Origin of the sequence: Mesorhizobium sp. SARCC-RB16n (assembly GCF_008520305.1) — a bacterium.
Lineage (GTDB): Bacteria > Pseudomonadota > Alphaproteobacteria > Rhizobiales > Rhizobiaceae > Mesorhizobium.
In genome coordinates, this window is the sequence record NZ_ML703260.1 from 122,592 (window position 1) to 141,862 (window position 19,271).

A 19,271-nucleotide genomic window follows, 5' to 3' on the forward strand; every position below is an offset into this window, starting at 1 on the left:
GACGGAGCCAGGCTCCGCTGAAACGACATGGCAAGACAAGATCAGGCCAACGACCAATTTTCGCTCACCTCATTCCTCTATGGCGGCAATGCCGATTACATCGACGCGCTCTACGCGGCCTATGAGGACGATCCCGCCTCGGTCAATCCCGAGTGGCAGGAGTTCTTCGCCGGGCTGAAGGACGATGCCGGCGATGTGCGCAGGAACGCCAAGGGCGCTTCGTGGGCGAAGCCTTCCTGGCCGCTGCAGGCCAATGGCGAACTGGTGTCGGCGCTCGACGGCAATTGGGGCATCGTCGAGAAGCACCTGGAAAAGAAGGTCAAGGACAAGGCGGTCACCAACGGTATCGTGCTGTCCGATGCCGACGTGCACCAGGCGACGCGCGATTCGGTGCGCGCCATCATGATGATCCGCGCCTTCCGCATGCGCGGCCATCTGCACGCCAATCTCGACCCGCTCGGCATTGCCAAGCTTGAAGACTATAACGAGCTGTCGCCGGAGAATTACGGCTTCACCGAAGCCGACTATGACCGGCCGATCTTCCTCGACAATGTGCTCGGGCTCGAATTCGGCAGCATCCGGCAGATGCTGGAGATTCTCACCCGCACCTATTGCTCGACGCTCGGCGTCGAGTTCATGCATATTTCCGATCCCGAGGAGAAGGCCTGGATCCAGGCGCGTATCGAAGGCGCCGACAAGGAGATTTCCTTCACCGCCACCGGCAAGAAGGCGATCCTGCAGAAGCTGGTCGAGGCGGAAGGCTTCGAGCAGTTCATCGACGTCAAGTACAAGGGCACCAAGCGCTTCGGCCTAGACGGCGGCGAATCGCTGATCCCGGCACTGGAGCAGATCGTCAAGCGCGGCGGCCAGCTCGGCATGAAGGAGATCGTGCTCGGCATGGCGCATCGCGGCCGCCTCAACGTGCTCAGCCAGGTGATGGCCAAGCCGCACCGTGCCATCTTCCACGAGTTCAAGGGCGGCTCGGCCGCCCCCGACGAGGTCGAAGGCTCGGGCGACGTGAAATACCATCTCGGCGCCTCCTCCGACCGCGAGTTCGACGGCAACAAGGTGCACCTGTCGCTGACCGCCAACCCCTCGCATCTGGAAATCGTCGACCCTGTCGTGATGGGCAAGGCGCGCGCCAAGCAGGATTATCTGTTCGGCCGCGGCCGCGAGGAGATCGTGCCGCTGGAAGAGCGCGCCAAGGTGCTGCCGCTGTTGCTGCACGGCGACGCCGCCTTCGCCGGCCAGGGCGTGATCGCGGAAATCCTCGGCCTGTCGGGCCTGCGCGGCCATCGCGTCGCCGGCACGCTGCATTTCATCATCAACAACCAGATCGGGTTCACCACCAATCCGCGCTTCTCGCGCTCGTCGCCCTATCCGTCCGACGTTGCCAAGATGATCGAGGCGCCGATCTTCCACGTCAATGGCGACGACCCGGAAGCCGTGGTGCACGCGACCAAGGTGGCGATCGAGTTCCGCATGAAGTTCCATAAGCCGGTGGTCGTGGACATGTTCTGCTACCGCCGATTCGGCCACAATGAGGGCGACGAACCGGCCTTCACCCAGCCGCTCATGTACCGCAACATCCGCGCCCACAAGACGACGGTGCAGATCTATGGCGACCGGCTGATCGCCGAAGGCCACATCACCCAGGCCGAGCTCGACCAGATGAAGGCCGACTGGCGTGCGCATCTGGAAGCCGAATGGGAAGTCGGCCAGGCCTACAAGCCCAACAAGGCCGACTGGCTCGACGGCGCCTGGTCGGGCCTACGCACGGCCGACAACCAGGACGAGACAAGGCGCGGCAAGACGGCGGTGCCGGTCAAGACGCTGAAGGAAATCGGCAAGAAGCTGACCGAGGTGCCGAAGGATTTCGAAGCGCACAAGACGATCATCCGCTTCCTCGAGAACCGGCGCCAGGCGATCGAGTCCGGCGAAGGCATCGACTGGTCGACGGCCGAGGCGCTGGCCTTCGGCGCGATCCTGCTCGACGGCAATCCGATCAGGCTTTCGGGCCAGGATTCCGAGCGCGGCACCTTCTCGCAGCGCCATTCCGTGCTTTACGACCAGCGCGACGAGACCCGCTACATCCCGCTCAACAATCTGTCGGCGGCGCAGGCCGGCTACGAAGTCATCAACTCGATGCTGTCGGAAGAGGCGGTGCTGGGCTTCGAGTATGGCTACAGCCTGGCCGAGCCGAAGGCGCTGACCTTGTGGGAGGCGCAGTTCGGCGACTTCGCCAACGGCGCCCAGGTGGTGTTCGACCAGTTCATCTCGTCGGGCGAGCGCAAGTGGCTCAGAATGTCGGGCCTCGTCTGCCTGTTGCCGCATGGCTATGAAGGCCAGGGCCCGGAACATTCTTCCGCCCGGCTGGAGCGCTTCCTGCAGCTTTGCGCCGAAGACAATATGCAGGTGGCCAACTGCACGACGCCGGCCAACTACTTCCACATCCTGCGCCGGCAGCTGAAGCGCGACTTCCGCAAGCCGCTGATCCTGATGACGCCGAAGTCGCTGCTGCGCCACAAGCGGGCGGTGTCGACACTGCCGGAAATCTCGGGCGAAAGCTCGTTCCACCGGCTGTTGTGGGACGACGCCCAGCTGCTGCCGAACCAGGCGATCAAGCTGACCAAGGATTCCAAGATCCGCCGCGTCGTTCTGTGCTCGGGCAAGGTCTATTACGACCTCTACGAAGAGCGCGAGAAGCGCGGCATCAACGACATCTATTTGCTGCGCGTCGAACAGCTCTATCCGTTCCCGGCCAAGGCGCTGATCACCGAGCTGTCACGCTTCCGCAACGCCGAGATGGTGTGGTGCCAGGAGGAGCCCAAGAACATGGGCGCCTGGTCGTTCATCGACCCGTATCTGGAATGGGTGCTGGCGCATATCGACGCCAAGCATCAGCGGGTGCGCTACACCGGCCGTCCCGCGGCCGCGTCGCCGGCGACCGGATTGATGTCCAAGCACCTTGCCCAGCTAGCCGCCTTGCTCGAAGACGCGCTCGGTGAATAGAGCAGACTTGGGCGAATAAAGCAGAACTGGGCGAAAGAACTGAACCGAAAGAACGGACAGGCACAATGGCTACCGAAATCCGCGTCCCCACGCTGGGCGAATCCGTCACCGAAGCGACCGTCGGCAAATGGTTCAAGAAGGTCGGCGATGCCATTGCCGCCGACGAGCCGCTGCTCGAGCTCGAGACCGACAAGGTGACGGTGGAAGTGCCTGCCGCCGCCGCCGGCACGCTCGGCGAAATCACCGTTGGGGAAGGCGAGACGGTCGGCGTCGGCGCGCTGCTCGGGTCGATTTCGGCCGGTGGCGCTGCCGCCCCCGCGACCAAGCCGCAAGCGGTGGCGCAGGCTTCGAGCCCCGACGCGGCGCAGACCACCAAGCAGGCCGCGGCCGAGACCGCCAAGGTTGCCGGCGATGCCGGCGCGGTCGAGCCGCGCACCATGCCGCCGGCGCCGGCGGCGGCAAAACTGATCGCCGAGAACAATCTGTCGGTCGACCAGCTTTCCGGCTCGGGCAAGCGCGGCCAGGTGCTGAAGGGCGACGTGCTGGACGCCATCTCCAAAGGTGCACCATCGCAGCCGGCCGAAACGCCGAAGGCAGCGCCGGCACCGGTTGCCGTGCGTGCGCCGTCCTCGGGCGACGATGCCTCGCGCGAGGAGCGCGTGCGCATGACCAAGCTGCGCCAGACCATCGCGCGCCGGCTGAAGGAAGCGCAGTCGACCGCCGCCATGCTGACCACCTTCAACGAGGTCGACATGTCGGCGGTGATGGCGCTCAGGTCCAAGTACAAGGACGTGTTCGAGAAGAAGCACGGCGTGAAGCTCGGCTTCATGGGCTTCTTCACCAAGGCTGTCACGCACGCCCTGAAGGAAATCCCCTCTGTCAATGCCGAGATCGACGGCACCGACATCATCTTCAAGAACTATGCCCATATCGGCGTCGCGGTCGGCACCGAAAAGGGTCTCGTGGTTCCGGTCGTGCGCGATGCCGACCAGATGTCCATCGCCGAGATCGAGAAGGATATCGGCCGGCTGGGCATCGCCGCGCGCGACGGCAAGCTGTCGGTGGCGGACATGCAGGGCGGCACGTTCACCATCTCCAATGGCGGCGTCTACGGCTCGCTGATGTCGACGCCGATCCTCAACGCGCCGCAGTCGGGCATTCTCGGCATGCACAAGATCCAGGACCGGCCGGTCGTGGTCGGCGGTCAGATCGTGATCCGGCCGATGATGTACCTGGCGCTCAGCTACGATCACCGCATCGTCGACGGCAAGGAAGCCGTGACCTTCCTGGTGCGGGTCAGGGAAAGCCTGGAGGATCCGGAACGGCTGGTGCTCGATTTGTGAGCGATCCGGGATGGCTGAGCCCGCCGAGCCGATCGACCTGTTCGAGCTTGTAACGACAGGCCGGGCAGGGCCAATAGAACTTGGCAAAAGCAGCCGTGAAACGGTTCGAGGATTGATCGAGCCTGAGGATTTGCGCGCCGACAATCATTTTCGCCATGGAGACACCGAGTCGGCTTGGTGCATCTATGGCACGAATTGCGAGTTCTTTTTCAGTCCCGATTTTCGCTTGCGGTCGATCAGCGTCGAACCTGTCTTCGGAAGATTGCAATCAGGTGGAATGATGGCGACTTGGTACGGCCATCTGGACGTCGATGTGGGGCGACATCCAGTAACTTTTGCAGGCAGCAAGCCGATAGCCATACATACTTTGCCCAAGGCACTGCAGTTCTTGAACCAGAGTGAATTCAAGTGGGCAATCGGCGGCGGTCGTGAGCGCGACGTTTATATCGAACTGGCGCAGAACTCTCGCATCTTGACCCTCAAATACGAGGTGAACACCATTCCCGTCGACAGGAATGAAAACGTTGTGTTTGAGATAGACTATTTTCTTTCGACGGTCTTCATTCTCGATCAAGCTGTTCAAGGTGGATAGCGGTGACGATCCGTTCTTTTTTGTCCGAAAATCTGTCGACTGCATCGATAGCGGTCGGCGCGGTGATGATCCCAGCGACCGCCTATACCGCCTGCCCGATCGAGCTTGCCGTTTACGGCGATACACAAAGCGGTAGCGAGATCGACTTTACCCCGACCGGCACGTCCGCGACCGTCACCAACACGTTTCGCTTGATCCTCGACAACAATGTCGTGCTCAACGGCATCGTCATGTGGACCCAGGATGTGGCGCGGCCGAACGGTGCGCTGATGTACAAATGCCCGGAAGGCGATGTCACCGGCGGGGAGCTTGCCGCCTGCACGCTGTGGAACGGCGTCATCTACACGTCCGACGACAAGGGCAATATCGGGCTTTTGCCGGCCGAGGGGGTCGGGGCGCCGAAGACGCTGATCCTGCCCGATCTCGGGCCGGTGCTTCGGCAATCCCGGGCCTATGGCGGCAGCGGCTTCTCGAAGGTGCCGTCGGATGTGTTCGCGATGCCAGGAATGAGCGCGGCCCAAAAAGTGCTTCTGGTCACCGGCGGCAGCCGCGGCATCGGCGCCGCCATCTGCCGCCTTGGCGCCAAGGCGAGCTATCGCGTGGCGGTCAATTACGCCTCCAACAAGGCTGCCGCCGATGCGCTGGTTGCCGAAATCAAGGCCGGCGGCGGCGAAGCCGTTGCCGTCAGAGGGGATGTCGGCAAGGAAACCGATATCGTGGCCATGTTCGGCGCCGTCGACCGCGCCTTTGGCCGGCTCGACGCCTTCGTCAACAATGCCGGCATCGTCGACGTCAAGGCGCGCGTCGATGAAATGGATGTTTCGCGGCTTGAGCGCATGATGCGCGTCAATGTCGTCGGCTCGTTCCTGTGCGCCCGCGAGGCGGTCAAGCGCATGTCGACGCGGCACGGCGGGTCGGGCGGATCGATCGTCAACATCTCGTCGGCGGCGGCGACGCTGGGCTCGCCGGGCGAATATGTCGACTATGCCGCCTCCAAGGGCGCCATCGACAGCTTCACCATCGGCCTCGCTCGCGAGGTGGCGCTGGAAGGCATCCGCGTCAATGCGGTGCGGCCAGGCATCATCGACACCGAAATCCACGCCTCCGGCGGCCAGCCCGACCGGATAGAACGGTTCCGCGACCTGCTGCCGATGAAGAGAGCGGGCACGGCGGATGAAGTCGCCGGCGCGGTCCTCTATCTTTTATCCGATGCCGCGTCCTATACGACGGGCGCGATCCTGAATGTCAGCGGCGGCCGCTGAGCCCCAAGCAAAAGGGAAACAACATGGCTTATGACGTGGTTATCATCGGCTCGGGACCGGGCGGCTATGTCTGCGCCATCAAGGCGGCGCAGCTCGGACTGAAGGTCGCGGTGGTCGAGAAGAACGCGACCTTCGGCGGCACCTGCCTCAACATCGGCTGCATCCCGTCCAAGGCGCTGCTTTATGCCTCCGAAATATTCGCCGAGGCCGGCCATTCCTTCGACACGCTCGGCGTCGAAATCCCGGCACCCAAGCTGAACCTGAAGAAGATGATGGCGCACAAGGACGCGACGGTTTCGGCCAACGTCAATGGCGTCGCCTTCCTGTTCAAGAAGAACAAGATCGACAGTTTTCGCGGCACCGGCAAGGTGATCGCCGCCGGCAAGGTGTCGGTGACCGGCGAGGACGGCAAGGTCGAGGAGATCGAGACCAGGAACATCGTGATCGCCACCGGTTCCGATGTCGCCGGCATTCCCGGCGTCAAGGTCGATTTCGACGAGAAAATCATTGTGTCGTCGACCGGCGCGCTGTCGCTGGAGAAGGTGCCTAGCCGTCTGGTGGTGGTTGGCGGCGGTGTCATCGGGCTCGAGCTCGGCTCCGTCTGGGCACGGCTCGGCGCCAAGGTCACCGTGGTCGAGTTCCTCGACACCATTTTGGGCGGCATGGACGGCGAGGTGTCGAAACAGTTCCAGCGGCTGCTCTCCAAGCAAGGCTTCGAGTTCAAGCTCGGCGCCAAGGTCACCGGCGTCACCAGGGCCAAGAAGGGTGCGACCGTTACCTTCGAGCCGGTCAAGGGCGGCGCGGCCGAAACCATCGATGCCGACGTGGTGCTGATCTCGACGGGACGCCGCGCCTTTTCAGACAGCCTCGGTCTCAAGGAAGCCGGCGTCGAGGTCGACGAGCGTGGCCGGGTCAAGACTGACGGCCACCTCAGGACCAATGTTCCCGGCATCTATGCCATCGGCGATGTCATCGCCGGGCCGATGCTGGCGCACAAGGCCGAGGACGAGGGCGTGGCGGTGGCCGAGACCATTGCCGGCCAGGCCGGTCATGTGAACTATGACGTCATTCCAAGCGTCGTCTATACCAGTCCGGAGATCGCCTCGGTCGGCAAGACCGAGGAAGAGCTGAAGAAGGCCGGCATCGACTACAAGGTCGGCAAGTTTCCCTTCACCGCCAACGGCCGCGCGCGCGCCATGCTGCACACCGACGGCTTCGTGAAGATCCTGGCAGACAAGAAGAGCGACCGCGTGCTCGGCGTCCATATCGTCGGCTTTGGCGCCGGCGAGATGATCCACGAGGCGGCGGTGCTGATGGAGTTCGGCGGCTCGTCGGAAGACCTTGCCCGCACCTGCCACGCGCATCCGACGATGTCGGAAGCGGTGAAGGAAGCGGCGCTGGCCACGTTCTTGAAGCCGATCCACATTTAGTCGATCTATACAAGCCCTACGCTTCGTCATCCCAGGGCGGAGCAGCCGCGCAGCGGCGTCGCGAAGACCCTGGGATCCATGCCGCGACGTCAGAGCACCGCTTCGGTGCCGAATTCTGCCTCCGCCGCGCTCCCCTGTTGGGTCGCGGCATGGATCCTCGGGTCAAGCCCGAGGATGACGAATGGCGTCGTCCAAAACAAAACGGCCCGCCTTTCGGCGGGCCGTTCCTCTTTGATTCGAGCCGCTTACTGGGCTGGCGCGGGCGCCGGAGCCGGAGCCGGTGCGGGCGCTGGGGCAGGAGCCGGCGCTGGTGCCGGAGCCGGGGCTGGAGCTGGGGCAGGTGCCGGAGCCGGTGTGGCTGGCTTGGCCGGTTCGGCGGGCTTCATCGGTTCAGCCGGTGCGGGCGCCGGGGCCGGTGTGCTGGCCGCTGGCGGCTCGGCGGGTGCCGGGTGCTCACCACTTCTTCCGAAAACGTAATACGCGACAATCGCCAGAATGACGACGACCAGCGCAATCAGCCAACGGCTGCCGCCACCGCCGCTCGGCCGAGGGGCATTGGTGGTCGAATTGTACGGGTCGTTTGGGTTTGGTGTGTTCGCCATAAATGTGTCCTCCGGGAAAATGAAAATGGTCAATCAACATCCATCAACGCGCAACCGTTGAATGGGTTTCACGCTAGCGGAGGAAAATGCCGGAAACGCGGCGTTTGCGTGCCTCCGCTGCCATCCGACTCAATTGACGGCGGTGACAGTATAGCCGGCTTTGCGGAAATCCTCGACCAGCCCCTCCGGGCCGGGAAGATGCAGCGCGCCGACCGCCATGAAGGCATTGCCCTTGGCCAGGATCGGCCCGGCATGATCGACCATCACCTTGTTGCGGCTGGTGATCATGGTCTCCTCGAAGGCGGCATAGCCCGCGGGGTCCTCCTGTTCGTCGGGCATGGCGGCGCGAAACAGCGGCCAGAACATGCCCGTGTCGCCACGCTGGTAGAGCACGATCATGGTCTCGTTGATGTCGTTGACCTTGTCGCCCAGCTTCAGCGTGTCGACCAGGCCTTTCATGTGAAAGGCGAGTGGCAGCGAAGCCATGGCGCGCAACTGGCTCTCGGCTGTTTCCAATCCCTCCACCGGCTTGCCGGCCGCCTTGGCGCTCTCCGCCAGCTTGACGTCGAGCACCGGCGCTCCGCTGGACTGGCGGGCGAGTTCGCAAGCCGGAAGCGCCATCATAGCCGAGAGCATCCACGGCTTCATCTTGGCGACCGTCGCCGGCGGAATGCCACGAGCGTCCAGCGCGGCGTTCATGGCCGCCGCTTCCTTCGGCGACAGCAATGACGACAGCGTCGTGGAGTCGGTGAACATCATCAGGTCCGGCTCCTTCAGCATCGCCGTCATCATCTTCTGCTTGTCGAGCACGTCGGTGGTCTCGATGATGAGGGTGCCGGCGGCGTCAAAGGCCTTCTGTGCATACGCCGGCAGCGTGGTCACGCGCGGATCGGTCATGTGCATGGTGCCGAACAGGTAGGATGGCTGTTCGCCTGATTTTTCGAGCTTCCACAGCAGGCCCTTGCCATTGAGCGTGGCAGCCGCCTCCGCCTCGATCTTGTCGTAGGTGGCAGGGCTGCCCTTCTGCAAGGCCGACAGCATGTCGGCGCCTGTGCAGGTCGGGATTTCCGCATGCGCCCTGCCGGCGGCGAACAGCAGGACTGCAAGGAAAGACAGGAAAAACAGCACGTTAAGCGCGACAAGCAGTTTCAGCGAGACGGAAGCTGCACGGTCGGCGATGGCGATGACGCGTTTCATAATCCTATTCCTAGGACCGAAAAGCGGCAAAACCGTTAATCGCGACGGCAAAATTGAAGGGTTCATGCCCTTGGATGGGCGGATTCGTAGATTTCCAGCAGTCTTGCGGTGTCGACGCCGGTGTAGATCTGCGTCGTCGACAGGCTGGCGTGGCCGAGCAGTTCCTGGATGGTGCGCAAATCGCCGCCTCGGACGAGCAGATGGGTGGCGAAGGAATGGCGCAAGGCGTGCGGCGTCGCGGTGGCGGGCAGGTTGAGCGCCGAGCGCAGTTTCGCCATGTCGCGCTGGATGATGGCCGGGCTGAGCGGGCCGCCGCGCGCGCCGCGAAACAGCAGCCCCTTAGGATCGAGATGGTAGGGGCAAAGCCGGCGATATTCGGCGATCGCCCTGAGTGCCACCGGCAGCACCGGCACCAGCCGCGTCTTGCCGCCCTTGCCGGTGACGCGCAGCACGGTGTCGGCCTCCGACGCGAGATCGGCGGCGCTGAGGCCAAGTGCCTCGGAAATGCGCAGGCCGGAGCCGTAGAGCAGCGTCAGCACGGCGGCGTTGCGGGCAGCGATCCAGGGTTCTTCCGCCAGCTGACCCTCGACCGACACGACGTGCCTGGCGTCGCTCGCCGTCAATGGTTTCGGCAGGGATTTGGGCTGGCGCGGCGCGCGCAAGGCTGCAGCGCCAGCAGCATTGGCCAGGCCGCGCCGTTCGAGGAACCGCAGCAGCGAGCGGATGCCGGCCAGCCCTCGGCCAAGCGTACGAGCCCCGGCACCGGCGCTACGCCGCGCGGCGAGGAAGCCGCGCAGGTCGGCCGGGCGCAGGTCGGCGATATCGGAGATACCGGGCGGTCCACCGATGTGGCCGGTGAGGAAGTGCAGGAACTGGCGTGAATCGCGCTCATAGGCCTCGACGGTTTGCGGCGATAGCCGGCGTTCGCGCGCCAGCATCTTCAGCCAGTTTTCACGCGCTGACTGGAGGTCGGGTTTTGCCGGTATGAGGAATTCCTGCATGGCATCTGTTCCGGTTCGCCGTCATTTTCCGGCAGCCGGGTTAGGAAGCGGTGAAGAGCCCGTCATTGAAATGATGGCGAGGCGGCGCTAGAGCAAGGGCAAAGGATTTTTCGCCCATGAGCAAGCCGCAAAACCCCGTCCAGATGGCCGTGATCGGCGCCGCCCATGGTATCAAGGGCGAATTGCGGGTGAAAACCTTCACCGGCGATCCAATGGCGCTGGCCGACTATGGACCGCTCTACGCCAGGGACGGCCGTGTCTTCCAGATAACGGATATAAGGCCGGCCAATACCGTCGTCGTGGTGCGCTTCAAGGGCGTCAGCGACCGCAACGCGGCAGAGGCGCTCGCCGGCACGGAGCTGTTCGTCGACCGCTCGATGCTGCCGGACGATGGCGAGGAAGATGAATTCTACCATGCCGACCTGATCGGGCTGGAAATCCGGGATGATACCGGTGCTGCCATCGGCAAGGTGGTCGCGGTGCACAATTTCGGTGGCGGCGACATTCTCGATGTGACGCTCGCCGGGCGCAAGGGCGTGCTGATCCCGTTCACGCAGGCCGCGGTGCCGCAGGTATCGATCGCCGAGGGTTTTGTCCGCGTCGACCCGGTGGCGGCCGGGCTGGTCGAGGACGAGGATGGCGAGACCCCGCGCGAGGACGATTTCGACCCCGAGGGCAGGCCGCGCGGACCGCGTGACGCCGGGGGCAACCGGTGAGTTTTGCCGCATCGGTGCTGACGCTCTATCCCGAGATGTTTCCGGGAGCGCTCGGCCTGTCGCTTGCCGGCCGGGCGCTGGAGGCGGGCACATGGTCGTTGGACGCGATCCAGATCCGCGACTTCGCCACCGACAAGCACCGCACCGTCGACGACACGCCGGCCGGCGGCGGCGCCGGCATGGTGATGCGCGCCGACGTGCTGGCCAAGGCGATCGATCATGCCTCGCCGCCGGGAGATGCGCGCCCCCGCCTGCTGATGAGCCCGCGCGGCAAGCCACTGACGCAGGCGCGCGTGCGCGAACTCGCCGCCGGGCCGGGCGCCGTCATCCTGTGCGGCCGTTTCGAAGGTGTCGACCAGCGGTTGATCGACGCGCGGGAATTGGAGGAAGTCTCGATCGGCGATTTCATCCTGTCGGGCGGCGAGCCGGCCGCACTCGTGCTGCTCGACGCGGTGGTGCGGCTGCTGCCCGGCGTTATGGGCAATGCCGTGTCCGGCGAGGAAGAGAGTTTCGAGAACGGCTTGCTCGAACATCCGCATTACACGCGGCCGCAGGAATTCGAAGGCCGGGAGATTCCCGAAGTGCTGATCTCGGGCAATCACAAGAAGATCGCCGCTTGGCGGCGCGAGCAGGCAGAGCGGCTGACGGAGGAGCGGCGGCCCGATCTTCTGAGCGCTCAGCCCTTGCTGAAGTAGTAAAAAGCCAGAAACAGGCCGACGGCGATAACGAAGCCGCGCACGACGTTCTGCGGCACGCGCTTGGCGATCCAGACGCCGGCATAGCCGCCCAGCGCGCCGCCCGGGATCATGACGATCGCCTGCGGCCAGGCGACGACACCGCCCGAGACGAAGACGACGATCGCTACCGCGGCGATGACGATGGCCAGCATGTTCTTGAGGGCGTTCAGGCGGTGGTAGTCGCCGGCCTGGGTCAGGCCGAGCGTCGCCAGCATCATCACGCCCATGCCCGCACCGAAGAAGCCGCCATAGATGGCGGTGACGAACTGCGCCAGCGACCCGGCGAGCGAGCCCACGGCCGCTTCGTGTCCGGGTTTCGGCGCCGGCTTCAGCCACGGTCCGGCGGCGAACAACGCCGTCGCGCCCAAAAGCAGCCATGGCACCAGGACGCGAAAGGAAGGATTGTCGAGCGCCAGCAGGATCAGCGCGCCCGCCAGCGCGCCGACCGCCGAGATCAGGCTGAGCAGCAGCGCACCGCGCCAGAAATGCCTGATGTCGGCCCAATAGGCGATCGTCGAGGTGATGTAGCCGGGAAATTGCGTCACCGAGGAGGTGGCGTTGGCGACGATCGGCGGCACGCCGACCAATGTCATGGCGCCGAAGGTGATGAAGGTGCCGCCGCCGGCGACCGCGTTGGCGGCGCCCGACAGAAAGCCCGCCAGGAAGAGCAGGATGGCGTCGAAGACAGACATGGAAAGGCCGCCGTGATGAAGTGTGCTATTTCTGGCTTAGGAAGCTTGTCGGACCGGCGCAACCCGGCACGGCAGGATTACGATGGTGCCATGCCGGGGGCCATGGCGGCAAAAAATGCATGGTCAAGGCGTGACAAAGCGCCGAAATAGCTGTATGTGCCCGCCCGTACCGGCAAGAACAATCTTCCGGACCCGTCAACAATGACGGTGTAGTCGCCCCTGCCCGATGTCTAGGAGACAAATGTCTTTGAGACAAAGGACATAGCCGAGCGGTCAATGGAACTGCAAGGCAAGCGTAGGGCGCTCTGACTGTCGGAAGAACAAGAAGTGGATTTTTAGATGGATCTCATCCGTCAGCTCGAGGCCGAACAGGCCGCCAAGATCGAAGCCAAGCGCAAGCTTCCCGAATTCCAGCCCGGCGACACCGTGCGCGTTCAGGTCCGCGTGACCGAAGGCACCCGCACCCGCGTCCAGGCTTATGAGGGCGTGGTCATCGCCCGTTCCGGTGCCGGCTTCCAGGAAAATTTCACCGTCCGCAAGATCTCCTACGGCGAAGGCGTCGAGCGCGTGTTCCCGGTTTTTTCGCCGATGGTCGAAGGCGTCGAGATCGTGCGCCGCGGCAAGGTGCGCCGCGCCAAGCTCTATTACCTGCGTGATCGTCGCGGCAAGTCGGCCCGTATTTCGGAAAACACCGGCGTGCGCGCCCGCAAGCTCAACGATGAGGAGCGCGACGCGCTGAACGCCGAGAAGGCCCGCATCGAGGCCGAGAAGGTCGCCGCCGCCCAGGCGCTGGCCGCCGAGACGGCCGCCAAGGAAGCCGCCGAGAAGAAGGCGGCCGCCGAGGCCGAAGCAGCAGCCAAGGCTGCAGCCGAAGCGACCCCCGCCGAATAAGATTTCGGCAAAAGATTTTGAAAGGCGGCTTCGGCCGCCTTTTTTCGTTTCACCGGACTGTGACCGTCTTCACCCCGGAAATAGGGAACGGCGGTTGACGCTGTATTATATTGTGTACTAAATAATAGTGCACAACCTAATTGGAGAAGATGATATGGCACTCTACACGACACAGGCTCGCGTCACCGGCGGTCGCGCCGGCCATGGCGAGACAAGCGACGGTTTGCTCAAGGTCGATCTGGCGATGCCCAAGGAGCTCGGCGGGCCGGGTGGCGCGACAAATCCCGAACAGCTTTTCGCCATCGGCTATGCCGCCTGCTTCGAGAGCGCCGTCCGCTTCGTCGCGCGCAAGCAGAAGCTGCCGCTCGAGGATGCCGCGGTAACGGCCGCCGTCAGCCTGCTTCCGAATGGCGAGGGCTTCAGGCTCGGCGTCGCGCTCGCTGCGGAGACGAAAGGCCTTGATCAGGCGGCGGCGGAAGCGCTTGTATCGGCTGCGCACCAGGTTTGCCCCTATTCGAACGCCATCAGGGGCAATGTCGAGGTGGCGCTTTCGGTAGAGGCGGCATGACGACAAAGGTCGAAACGAAAGCCAGAGAAGTCCCGGCGCAGGCCGCCGGGGCGATCCCGGCGCCACGGCTCGATCAGCAGCTCTGCTTCGCGCTCTATTCGGCGAGCGGACTGATGACAAAGCTCTACCGGCCGTTGCTCGATCCGCTCGGCCTGACCTACCCGCAATATCTGGCGATGCTGGCGCTGTGGGAACGCGCGCCGAGCACGGTGGGCGAGCTTGGCGAAGCGCTGGGCCTGGATTCGGCGACGCTGACGCCGCTGCTCAAGCGGATGGAGGCGGGCGGCCTCGTCACCCGCCGGCGCGATGCCGCCGACGAGCGCCGGGTCCTGGTCGAGCCGACGGCCAAGGGCCAGGCGCTGCGCGCCCGCATGAAGGATGTCTCCGCCGCGCTTGCCTGCAGCATGCCGCTCGGCCCAGGCGAAGCGAAGGCCTTGCACGGCACGCTTACCCAACTTGTCGCTGGCCTACGCAGCGCTGTGGCTGATGACCGGTCGACGGATGCGGAGCCGTCGGTTCCCGACACGGGAAAATTCTAGCCGCCACTCGGCCGTCCATTGCCGTGACACGGATCGTTCCGGAATTCCCGGATTGAAGGCATCCAAATTCGTTTTCGGCTGTTCCGACGCAGCGGACCGTCTTGCGTGGCGCTTGCGGAAAGCTAAAGTCGGCGCCTGATTTTCCTGCAAGCCCGGCCGATATCCGGGCATTTCAATTTCCGGGGAGTGTGTCATGACCAAATCGAAATTGCTGCTGGCCGGCCTGTTGGCTCTGGTCCTGGCGCCCGTTGCCGCCTTCGCGCAGGCGCTGCCCGATCTCGGTGGCAGACAAGTGGTGGTGGTGACGGAAAATGCCTATCCGCCGCTGCAGTTTATCGATGCCAAGACCGGCAAACAGATCGGCTGGGAATATGACGCGATGAACGAGATCGCCAAGCGGCTGAATTTCAAGGTCGAGTACCAGAACACCTCCTGGGACGCGATGATCCAGGCGGTTTCCGACAACCAGTACAACATCGGCATGACCGGCATCACCATCAAGGACGACCGCAAGCAGAAGGTGGATTTCTCCGACCCCTATATGCGCTCGGAACAGTTCATGCTGGTGCGTGGCGACGAAAGCCGCTTCACCGACGCCAAGACCTTCGGCGCCTTCAAGGACGGGCTGATCGGCGCGCAGGCGGGCACCACGCCGTTTTACACCGCCGTCTACAGCGTGCTCGACGGTAACGAACAGAACCCGCGCATCAAGCTGTTCGAGACCTTCGGTGCCACGGTGCAGGCGCTGAAGTCGGGCGATGTCGATGTCGTGCTCACCGACGGCACCGCCGGCAAGGGCTATGTCGACGCTTCGGAGGGCAAGCTGAAGCTGATCGGCGGCCCGCTCGGCACCGAGGATTTCGGCTTCATCTTCCCCAAGGGGTCGGATTTGGTAAAGCCGGTCAACGCGGCAATCGCGGCGCTCAAGGCGGATGGGACGCTGGATGCGCTGAACAAGAAGTGGTTCCTTGATTACAAGATGGGGCAGTAGTTTCGTTGCTACGCGCATTTGATGAGGCGCAAGAACTCGCGCGGCGTCTGCGCCTGGGCGCCATCCTTCGACACTCTTTACGCCGCCTAATGGCAGCGCCCTCCATCTCCAACCCCGAATTCCCCTGGTGGCTCGCCGTTGCCGGCGTCCTTGCCTTGGCCGCCGCCCTCGCCATCGCGGCCAGCGACCTCTACGCCCAGGTCTTTGCCACCGTCGCCAAGGGCATCGGCATCACCGTCTTCGTCACCGTGGTCGCTTTCGCGCTCGCCTCGGCGATCGGCCTCGGCATTGCGCTCATGGGCCTGTCGGGCTCGGCCTGGCTGCGGCAGATCGCGCGCTTCTATGTCGAGATCATTCGCGGCGTGCCGATCCTGGTGCTGTTGTTCTGGATCGCGTTTGCCGGCGCGCCGGCCTTCGTTGCGGGCTGGAACGCGCTGACTGCGCCGCTGCAGAACGCCGGTATTCTCGGCGAATTGCTGGTGCGCGACGTGTCGTTGCTGTGGCGCGCCATCATGGCGCTGACCATCGGCTATTCGGCCTTCATCTCGGAGGTCTTCCGGGCCGGCATCCAGTCGGTCGAGAAAGGCCAGATCGAGGCGGCGAAAGCGCTCGGGTTGAGCCGTGCGCAGCGCTTCCGGCTGATCGTGTTCCCGCAGGCGATCCGCACCATCCTGCCGCCGCTCGGCAATGACTTTGTCGCCCTGGTCAAGGATTCCTCGCTGGTCTCGGTGCTCGGTGTCGCCGACATCACGCAGATGGGCAAGGTCTATGCGGCCGGCTCGTTCCGCTTCTTCGAGACCTATTCGATAACGGCCTATATCTACCTCATCCTCACCGTCGGCCTGTCCTTGTCGCTCAGGGCGCTGGAGCGGCGTTTGCGCCGCCAGCACGAGGAATAGTTTTTCGGCGAGGACAGCGTTACGCTCGGGTGTTTACCGGAGGAGGAGCTTGCCCATGAACATCGACAAGGCCAATGCGGCGCTGGATTCGGTCTACACGGCCGATACGCCCGAAACGCTGGCGCATGCCTATGCCGCATGGGCCGCGACCTATGACAGCGAGACCGCCTCGCTCGGTTATTTACTGCCTTTCCTCATCACAGCCTGGGTGGCGCGGCATGTGCCTGCGGGAGAAGCGCCGTTGCTCGACGCCGGCTGCGGCACCGGCCTGTCGGGACCTTCGTTGAAAGCGCTCGGTTACAACGACATTGCCGGGCTGGATCTCTCGGACGACATGCTCAAGATCGCCGGCAGCCGCAATGCCTACAGCGAACTGAAGCAGGCGATGCTGGGCGGGCCGCTGCCATGGCCGGACGGGCATTTCCGCGCCTTCTTCTCCGCCGGCGTCTTCACCATCAGCCACGCGCCGGCCTCCGGCCTGCACGAACTGGTGCGTATCACCAAAAAGGGCGGCCACGCCATCTTCACCGTGCGCGACCAGGTTTTTGAGAGCGGTGAGTTCCAGGTGGTGTTCGATGAATTGGAGCAGGCCGGGAAATGGCGGGCGGTTGAGGCAAGCCCGTGGTTTCGCTGTTACGCCATTGCCGAGCCGGATGCTCTGGTGAAGACTTTTGTGTTCGAGGTGATTTGAGCTGAAGGGGGAATTGCGAGCGACACGCCGCAATTGCCGAAATGGCAAAACATTGCTATCTACCCGGCCATGGAAGAGCTTTTTGGCGATCCGGCTTACAAGGGATTCGTGCTGCAGGACAGAAAACGCCTGCCGTCGCGCTTCTCCGCGCGCGTGTCCGGCGCCCTGACCAGCCGACTTCGCTGATCCCTGACGGCCGGCCGCAGGCTTGCGGCATCAGCTCTTTTCCCATTCTCATATCGACGGATTTACGCACATGAGCGCACCGCGCACCCTCTACGACAAGATTTTCGACGATCATGTCGTCGACCGCCAGGACGACGGCACGTGCCTGCTCTATATCGACCGCCACCTCGTCCATGAGGTGACCAGCCCGCAGGCCTTCGAAGGCCTGCGCATGAGCGGCCGAAAAGTCCGGCATCCTGAAAAGACGCTGGCCGTGGTCGATCACAATGTCTCGACTTCGCCCGAGCGCAAGTTCGGCATCAAGAACGAGGAAAGCCGCATCCAGGTCGAGGCGCTGGCCAAGAACGCCAGGGATTTCGGCGTCGAGTATTATTCCGAGAACGATATCCGCCAGGGCATCGTCCACATCATTGGCCCCGAGCAGGGCTTTACGCTGCCGGGCATGACCATCGTCTGCGGCGACAGCCACACCTCCACCCATGGCGCGTTCGGCGCGCTGGCACACGGCATCGGCACGTCCGAGGTCGAGCATGTGCTGGCCACGCAAACGCTGATCCAGCGCAAGGCCAAGAACATGCTGGTGCGCGTCGACGGCGTGCTGCCGGAAGGCGTCACCGCCAAGGACATCATCCTCGCCATCATCGGCGAGATCGGCACGGCCGGCGGCACCGGCTATGTCATCGAATATGCCGGCGAGGCGATCCGTGCGCTGTCGATGGAAGGCCGCATGACGATCTGCAACATGTCGATCGAGGGCGGCGCGCGCGCCGGCCTGATCGCTGCCGACGAGACCACCTTCGACTATGTCAAGGACAAGCCGCGCGCTCCGAAGGGCGCGGCCTGGGACGCTGCGCTCGAATACTGGAAGACGCTGCAGAGCGACGAAGGCGCGCATTTCGACAAGGTGATCGTGCTCGACGCGGCCAAGCTGCCGCCGATCGTGTCCTGGGGCTCATCGCCCGAGGACGTCGTCTCGGTGCAAGGCATCGTGCCGAACCCGGAGGACATCACCGACGAGAACAAGCGCACCTCCAAGCTGCGCGCGCTCGACTATATGGGCCTGACGCCGGGGACGAAGATCACCGACATCACGCTCGATCGCGTCTTCATCGGCTCCTGCACCAATGGCCGCATCGAAGATCTGCGCGCCGTCGCCAAGGTAGTCGAAGGCAAGACAGTCAGCCCGCATGTCGATGCCATGATCGTGCCGGGCTCCGGCCTGGTCAAGGAACAGGCGGAAGCCGAGGGGCTGGACAAGATCTTCCTCGCCGCAGGTTTCGACTGGCGCGAGCCGGGCTGCTCGATGTGCCTGGCCATGAATGACGACCGGCTGAAGCCGCACGAACGCTGTGCCTCGACCTCGAACCGCAATTTCGAGGGCCGGCAAGGTTTCAAGGGCCGCACCCATCTGGTGTCGCCGGCGATGGCGGCGGCGGCGGCGATTGCCGGTCACTTCGTCGACATCCGCGATTGGAAATAGACAAGCTGGCCTGACCCGAGCCTTGGCGCTCGGGTCAGGCCTTGCCGTCGCGCCGGATGAGTTCGTGGAATTCCTCCCGGCGTCCAGGCTCGTCGGCCGCGACCACGAGCGCTAGCTGCTGCTCTTCGAAGAGCTTGAACCACTCGTCCCATTCGACAAGCTCATAGCCGCCGGCATTGATAGGCCGTTCCGGCTGGTCCTGGTCCTGATAGGCGTTCTGGCCGAAGACCAGCCTCAGCATGGGCTGCGTCCCAGCTTCGGGCGATATGTCGACGATCGCCGGAAAGCCGGCGCGCGCCGCAGCCCACGAACGGATTGCATCGTGATCGGTCAATGTGATCATGTCGGCCATGGCCTGCTCCTGATTTTGAATTCAGGAACGCTGCCGACAGGACCGGGTTCCCCTGCAGCATACCGCGCCAACACCGCCCGGCTTAACGGC

The 19,271-nt window shown here is 64.0% G+C and carries 19 protein-coding genes; 15 read left to right on the plus strand and 4 right to left on the minus strand.

The window, feature by feature from the left end; genetic code table 11:
* Positions 1-27 precede the first annotated feature (27 nt).
* The 5 genes from C7I87_RS07500 (at position 28) to lpdA (ending at position 7,639) form a co-directional block, all read left to right on the plus strand.
* Entirely contained in the window at positions 28-3,012 is a 2,985-nt protein-coding gene (locus tag C7I87_RS07500; protein ID WP_149903601.1) for a 2-oxoglutarate dehydrogenase E1 component, read from the plus strand.
* A gap of 65 nt (positions 3,013-3,077) precedes the next feature.
* Positions 3,078-4,355 (plus strand): 2-oxoglutarate dehydrogenase complex dihydrolipoyllysine-residue succinyltransferase, encoded by a 1,278-nt coding sequence (gene odhB, locus C7I87_RS07505; RefSeq protein WP_149903602.1) that lies wholly within the window; start codon positions 3,078-3,080, stop codon positions 4,353-4,355.
* A 10-nt stretch (positions 4,356-4,365) separates the two neighbouring features.
* Positions 4,366-4,947, plus strand: coding sequence for a hypothetical protein (locus C7I87_RS07510; RefSeq protein ID WP_149903603.1), 582 nt, complete (start codon positions 4,366-4,368; stop codon positions 4,945-4,947).
* 506 nt (positions 4,948-5,453) lie between these two features.
* Entirely contained in the window at positions 5,454-6,209 is a 756-nt protein-coding gene (locus C7I87_RS07520) for an SDR family oxidoreductase (protein WP_149903686.1), read from the plus strand.
* A 23-nt stretch (positions 6,210-6,232) separates the two neighbouring features.
* Entirely contained in the window at positions 6,233-7,639 is a 1,407-nt protein-coding gene (lpdA, locus tag C7I87_RS07525; protein WP_149903604.1) for a dihydrolipoyl dehydrogenase, read from the plus strand.
* Positions 7,640-8,370: 731 nt separating this feature from the next.
* Here the strand turns inward: lpdA and C7I87_RS07535 are convergent.
* Together C7I87_RS07535 and C7I87_RS07540 are read right to left on the minus strand one after the other, a co-directional pair.
* Complete coding sequence (locus tag C7I87_RS07535) at positions 8,371-9,438, minus strand: TraB/GumN family protein (RefSeq protein WP_149903605.1); 1,068 nt, start codon at positions 9,436-9,438, stop codon at positions 8,371-8,373.
* A gap of 62 nt (positions 9,439-9,500) precedes the next feature.
* A complete protein-coding gene (locus C7I87_RS07540; protein ID WP_149903606.1) occupies positions 9,501-10,439 on the minus strand; it encodes a tyrosine recombinase XerC in 939 nt (312 codons plus the stop codon).
* A gap of 116 nt (positions 10,440-10,555) precedes the next feature.
* Here C7I87_RS07540 and rimM point away from each other — a divergent pair, with 116 nt between their 5' ends.
* Positions 10,556-11,155: a ribosome maturation factor RimM gene (rimM, locus tag C7I87_RS07545; protein ID WP_149903607.1), complete on the plus strand. Its 600-nt coding sequence runs from the start codon at positions 10,556-10,558 to the stop codon at positions 11,153-11,155.
* Positions 11,152-11,850: a tRNA (guanosine(37)-N1)-methyltransferase TrmD gene (gene trmD, locus C7I87_RS07550; RefSeq protein ID WP_149903608.1), complete on the plus strand. Its 699-nt coding sequence runs from the start codon at positions 11,152-11,154 to the stop codon at positions 11,848-11,850. Before rimM ends, trmD begins: the two co-directional genes overlap by 4 nt.
* Here trmD and C7I87_RS07555 read toward each other — a convergent pair.
* A complete protein-coding gene (locus tag C7I87_RS07555; RefSeq protein WP_149903609.1) occupies positions 11,832-12,584 on the minus strand; it encodes a sulfite exporter TauE/SafE family protein in 753 nt (250 codons plus the stop codon). The two genes, trmD and C7I87_RS07555, sit on opposite strands and share 19 nt — an antisense overlap.
* 339 nt (positions 12,585-12,923) lie before the next feature.
* Here C7I87_RS07555 and rplS point away from each other — a divergent pair, with 339 nt between their 5' ends.
* The 8 genes from rplS (at position 12,924) to leuC (ending at position 18,829) form a co-directional block, all read left to right on the plus strand.
* Positions 12,924-13,475 (plus strand): 50S ribosomal protein L19, encoded by a 552-nt coding sequence (gene rplS, locus C7I87_RS07565; RefSeq protein ID WP_149903610.1) that lies wholly within the window; start codon positions 12,924-12,926, stop codon positions 13,473-13,475.
* Between the two features lie 154 nt (positions 13,476-13,629).
* Complete coding sequence (locus C7I87_RS07570) at positions 13,630-14,043, plus strand: organic hydroperoxide resistance protein (RefSeq protein ID WP_149903611.1); 414 nt, start codon at positions 13,630-13,632, stop codon at positions 14,041-14,043.
* Entirely contained in the window at positions 14,040-14,582 is a 543-nt protein-coding gene (locus C7I87_RS07575; RefSeq protein ID WP_149903612.1) for a MarR family winged helix-turn-helix transcriptional regulator, read from the plus strand. Before C7I87_RS07570 ends, C7I87_RS07575 begins: the two co-directional genes overlap by 4 nt.
* Positions 14,583-14,775: 193 nt before the next feature.
* Complete coding sequence (locus C7I87_RS07580) at positions 14,776-15,573, plus strand: transporter substrate-binding domain-containing protein (RefSeq protein WP_149903613.1); 798 nt, start codon at positions 14,776-14,778, stop codon at positions 15,571-15,573.
* Between the two features lie 89 nt (positions 15,574-15,662).
* Positions 15,663-16,472 (plus strand): amino acid ABC transporter permease, encoded by an 810-nt coding sequence (locus tag C7I87_RS07585; RefSeq protein ID WP_149903614.1) that lies wholly within the window; start codon positions 15,663-15,665, stop codon positions 16,470-16,472.
* Positions 16,473-16,527: 55 nt separating this feature from the next.
* Positions 16,528-17,163 carry a class I SAM-dependent DNA methyltransferase gene (locus C7I87_RS07590; RefSeq protein WP_149903615.1) on the plus strand — a complete coding sequence of 212 codons (636 nt, stop codon included), beginning with the start codon at positions 16,528-16,530 and terminating at the stop codon, positions 17,161-17,163.
* Positions 17,164-17,196: 33 nt separating this feature from the next.
* Positions 17,197-17,349, plus strand: a complete 153-nt coding sequence (locus C7I87_RS07595; RefSeq protein WP_188393775.1) for a hypothetical protein — start codon at positions 17,197-17,199, stop codon at positions 17,347-17,349.
* Between the two features lie 70 nt (positions 17,350-17,419).
* Positions 17,420-18,829 carry a 3-isopropylmalate dehydratase large subunit gene (gene leuC, locus C7I87_RS07600; RefSeq protein WP_149903616.1) on the plus strand — a complete coding sequence of 470 codons (1,410 nt, stop codon included), beginning with the start codon at positions 17,420-17,422 and terminating at the stop codon, positions 18,827-18,829.
* A 34-nt stretch (positions 18,830-18,863) separates the two neighbouring features.
* On the opposite strand, the gene C7I87_RS07605 is transcribed toward leuC, so the two are convergent.
* Positions 18,864-19,181 (minus strand): hypothetical protein, encoded by a 318-nt coding sequence (locus C7I87_RS07605; protein ID WP_149903617.1) that lies wholly within the window; start codon positions 19,179-19,181, stop codon positions 18,864-18,866.
* Positions 19,182-19,271: the final 90 nt, after the last annotated feature.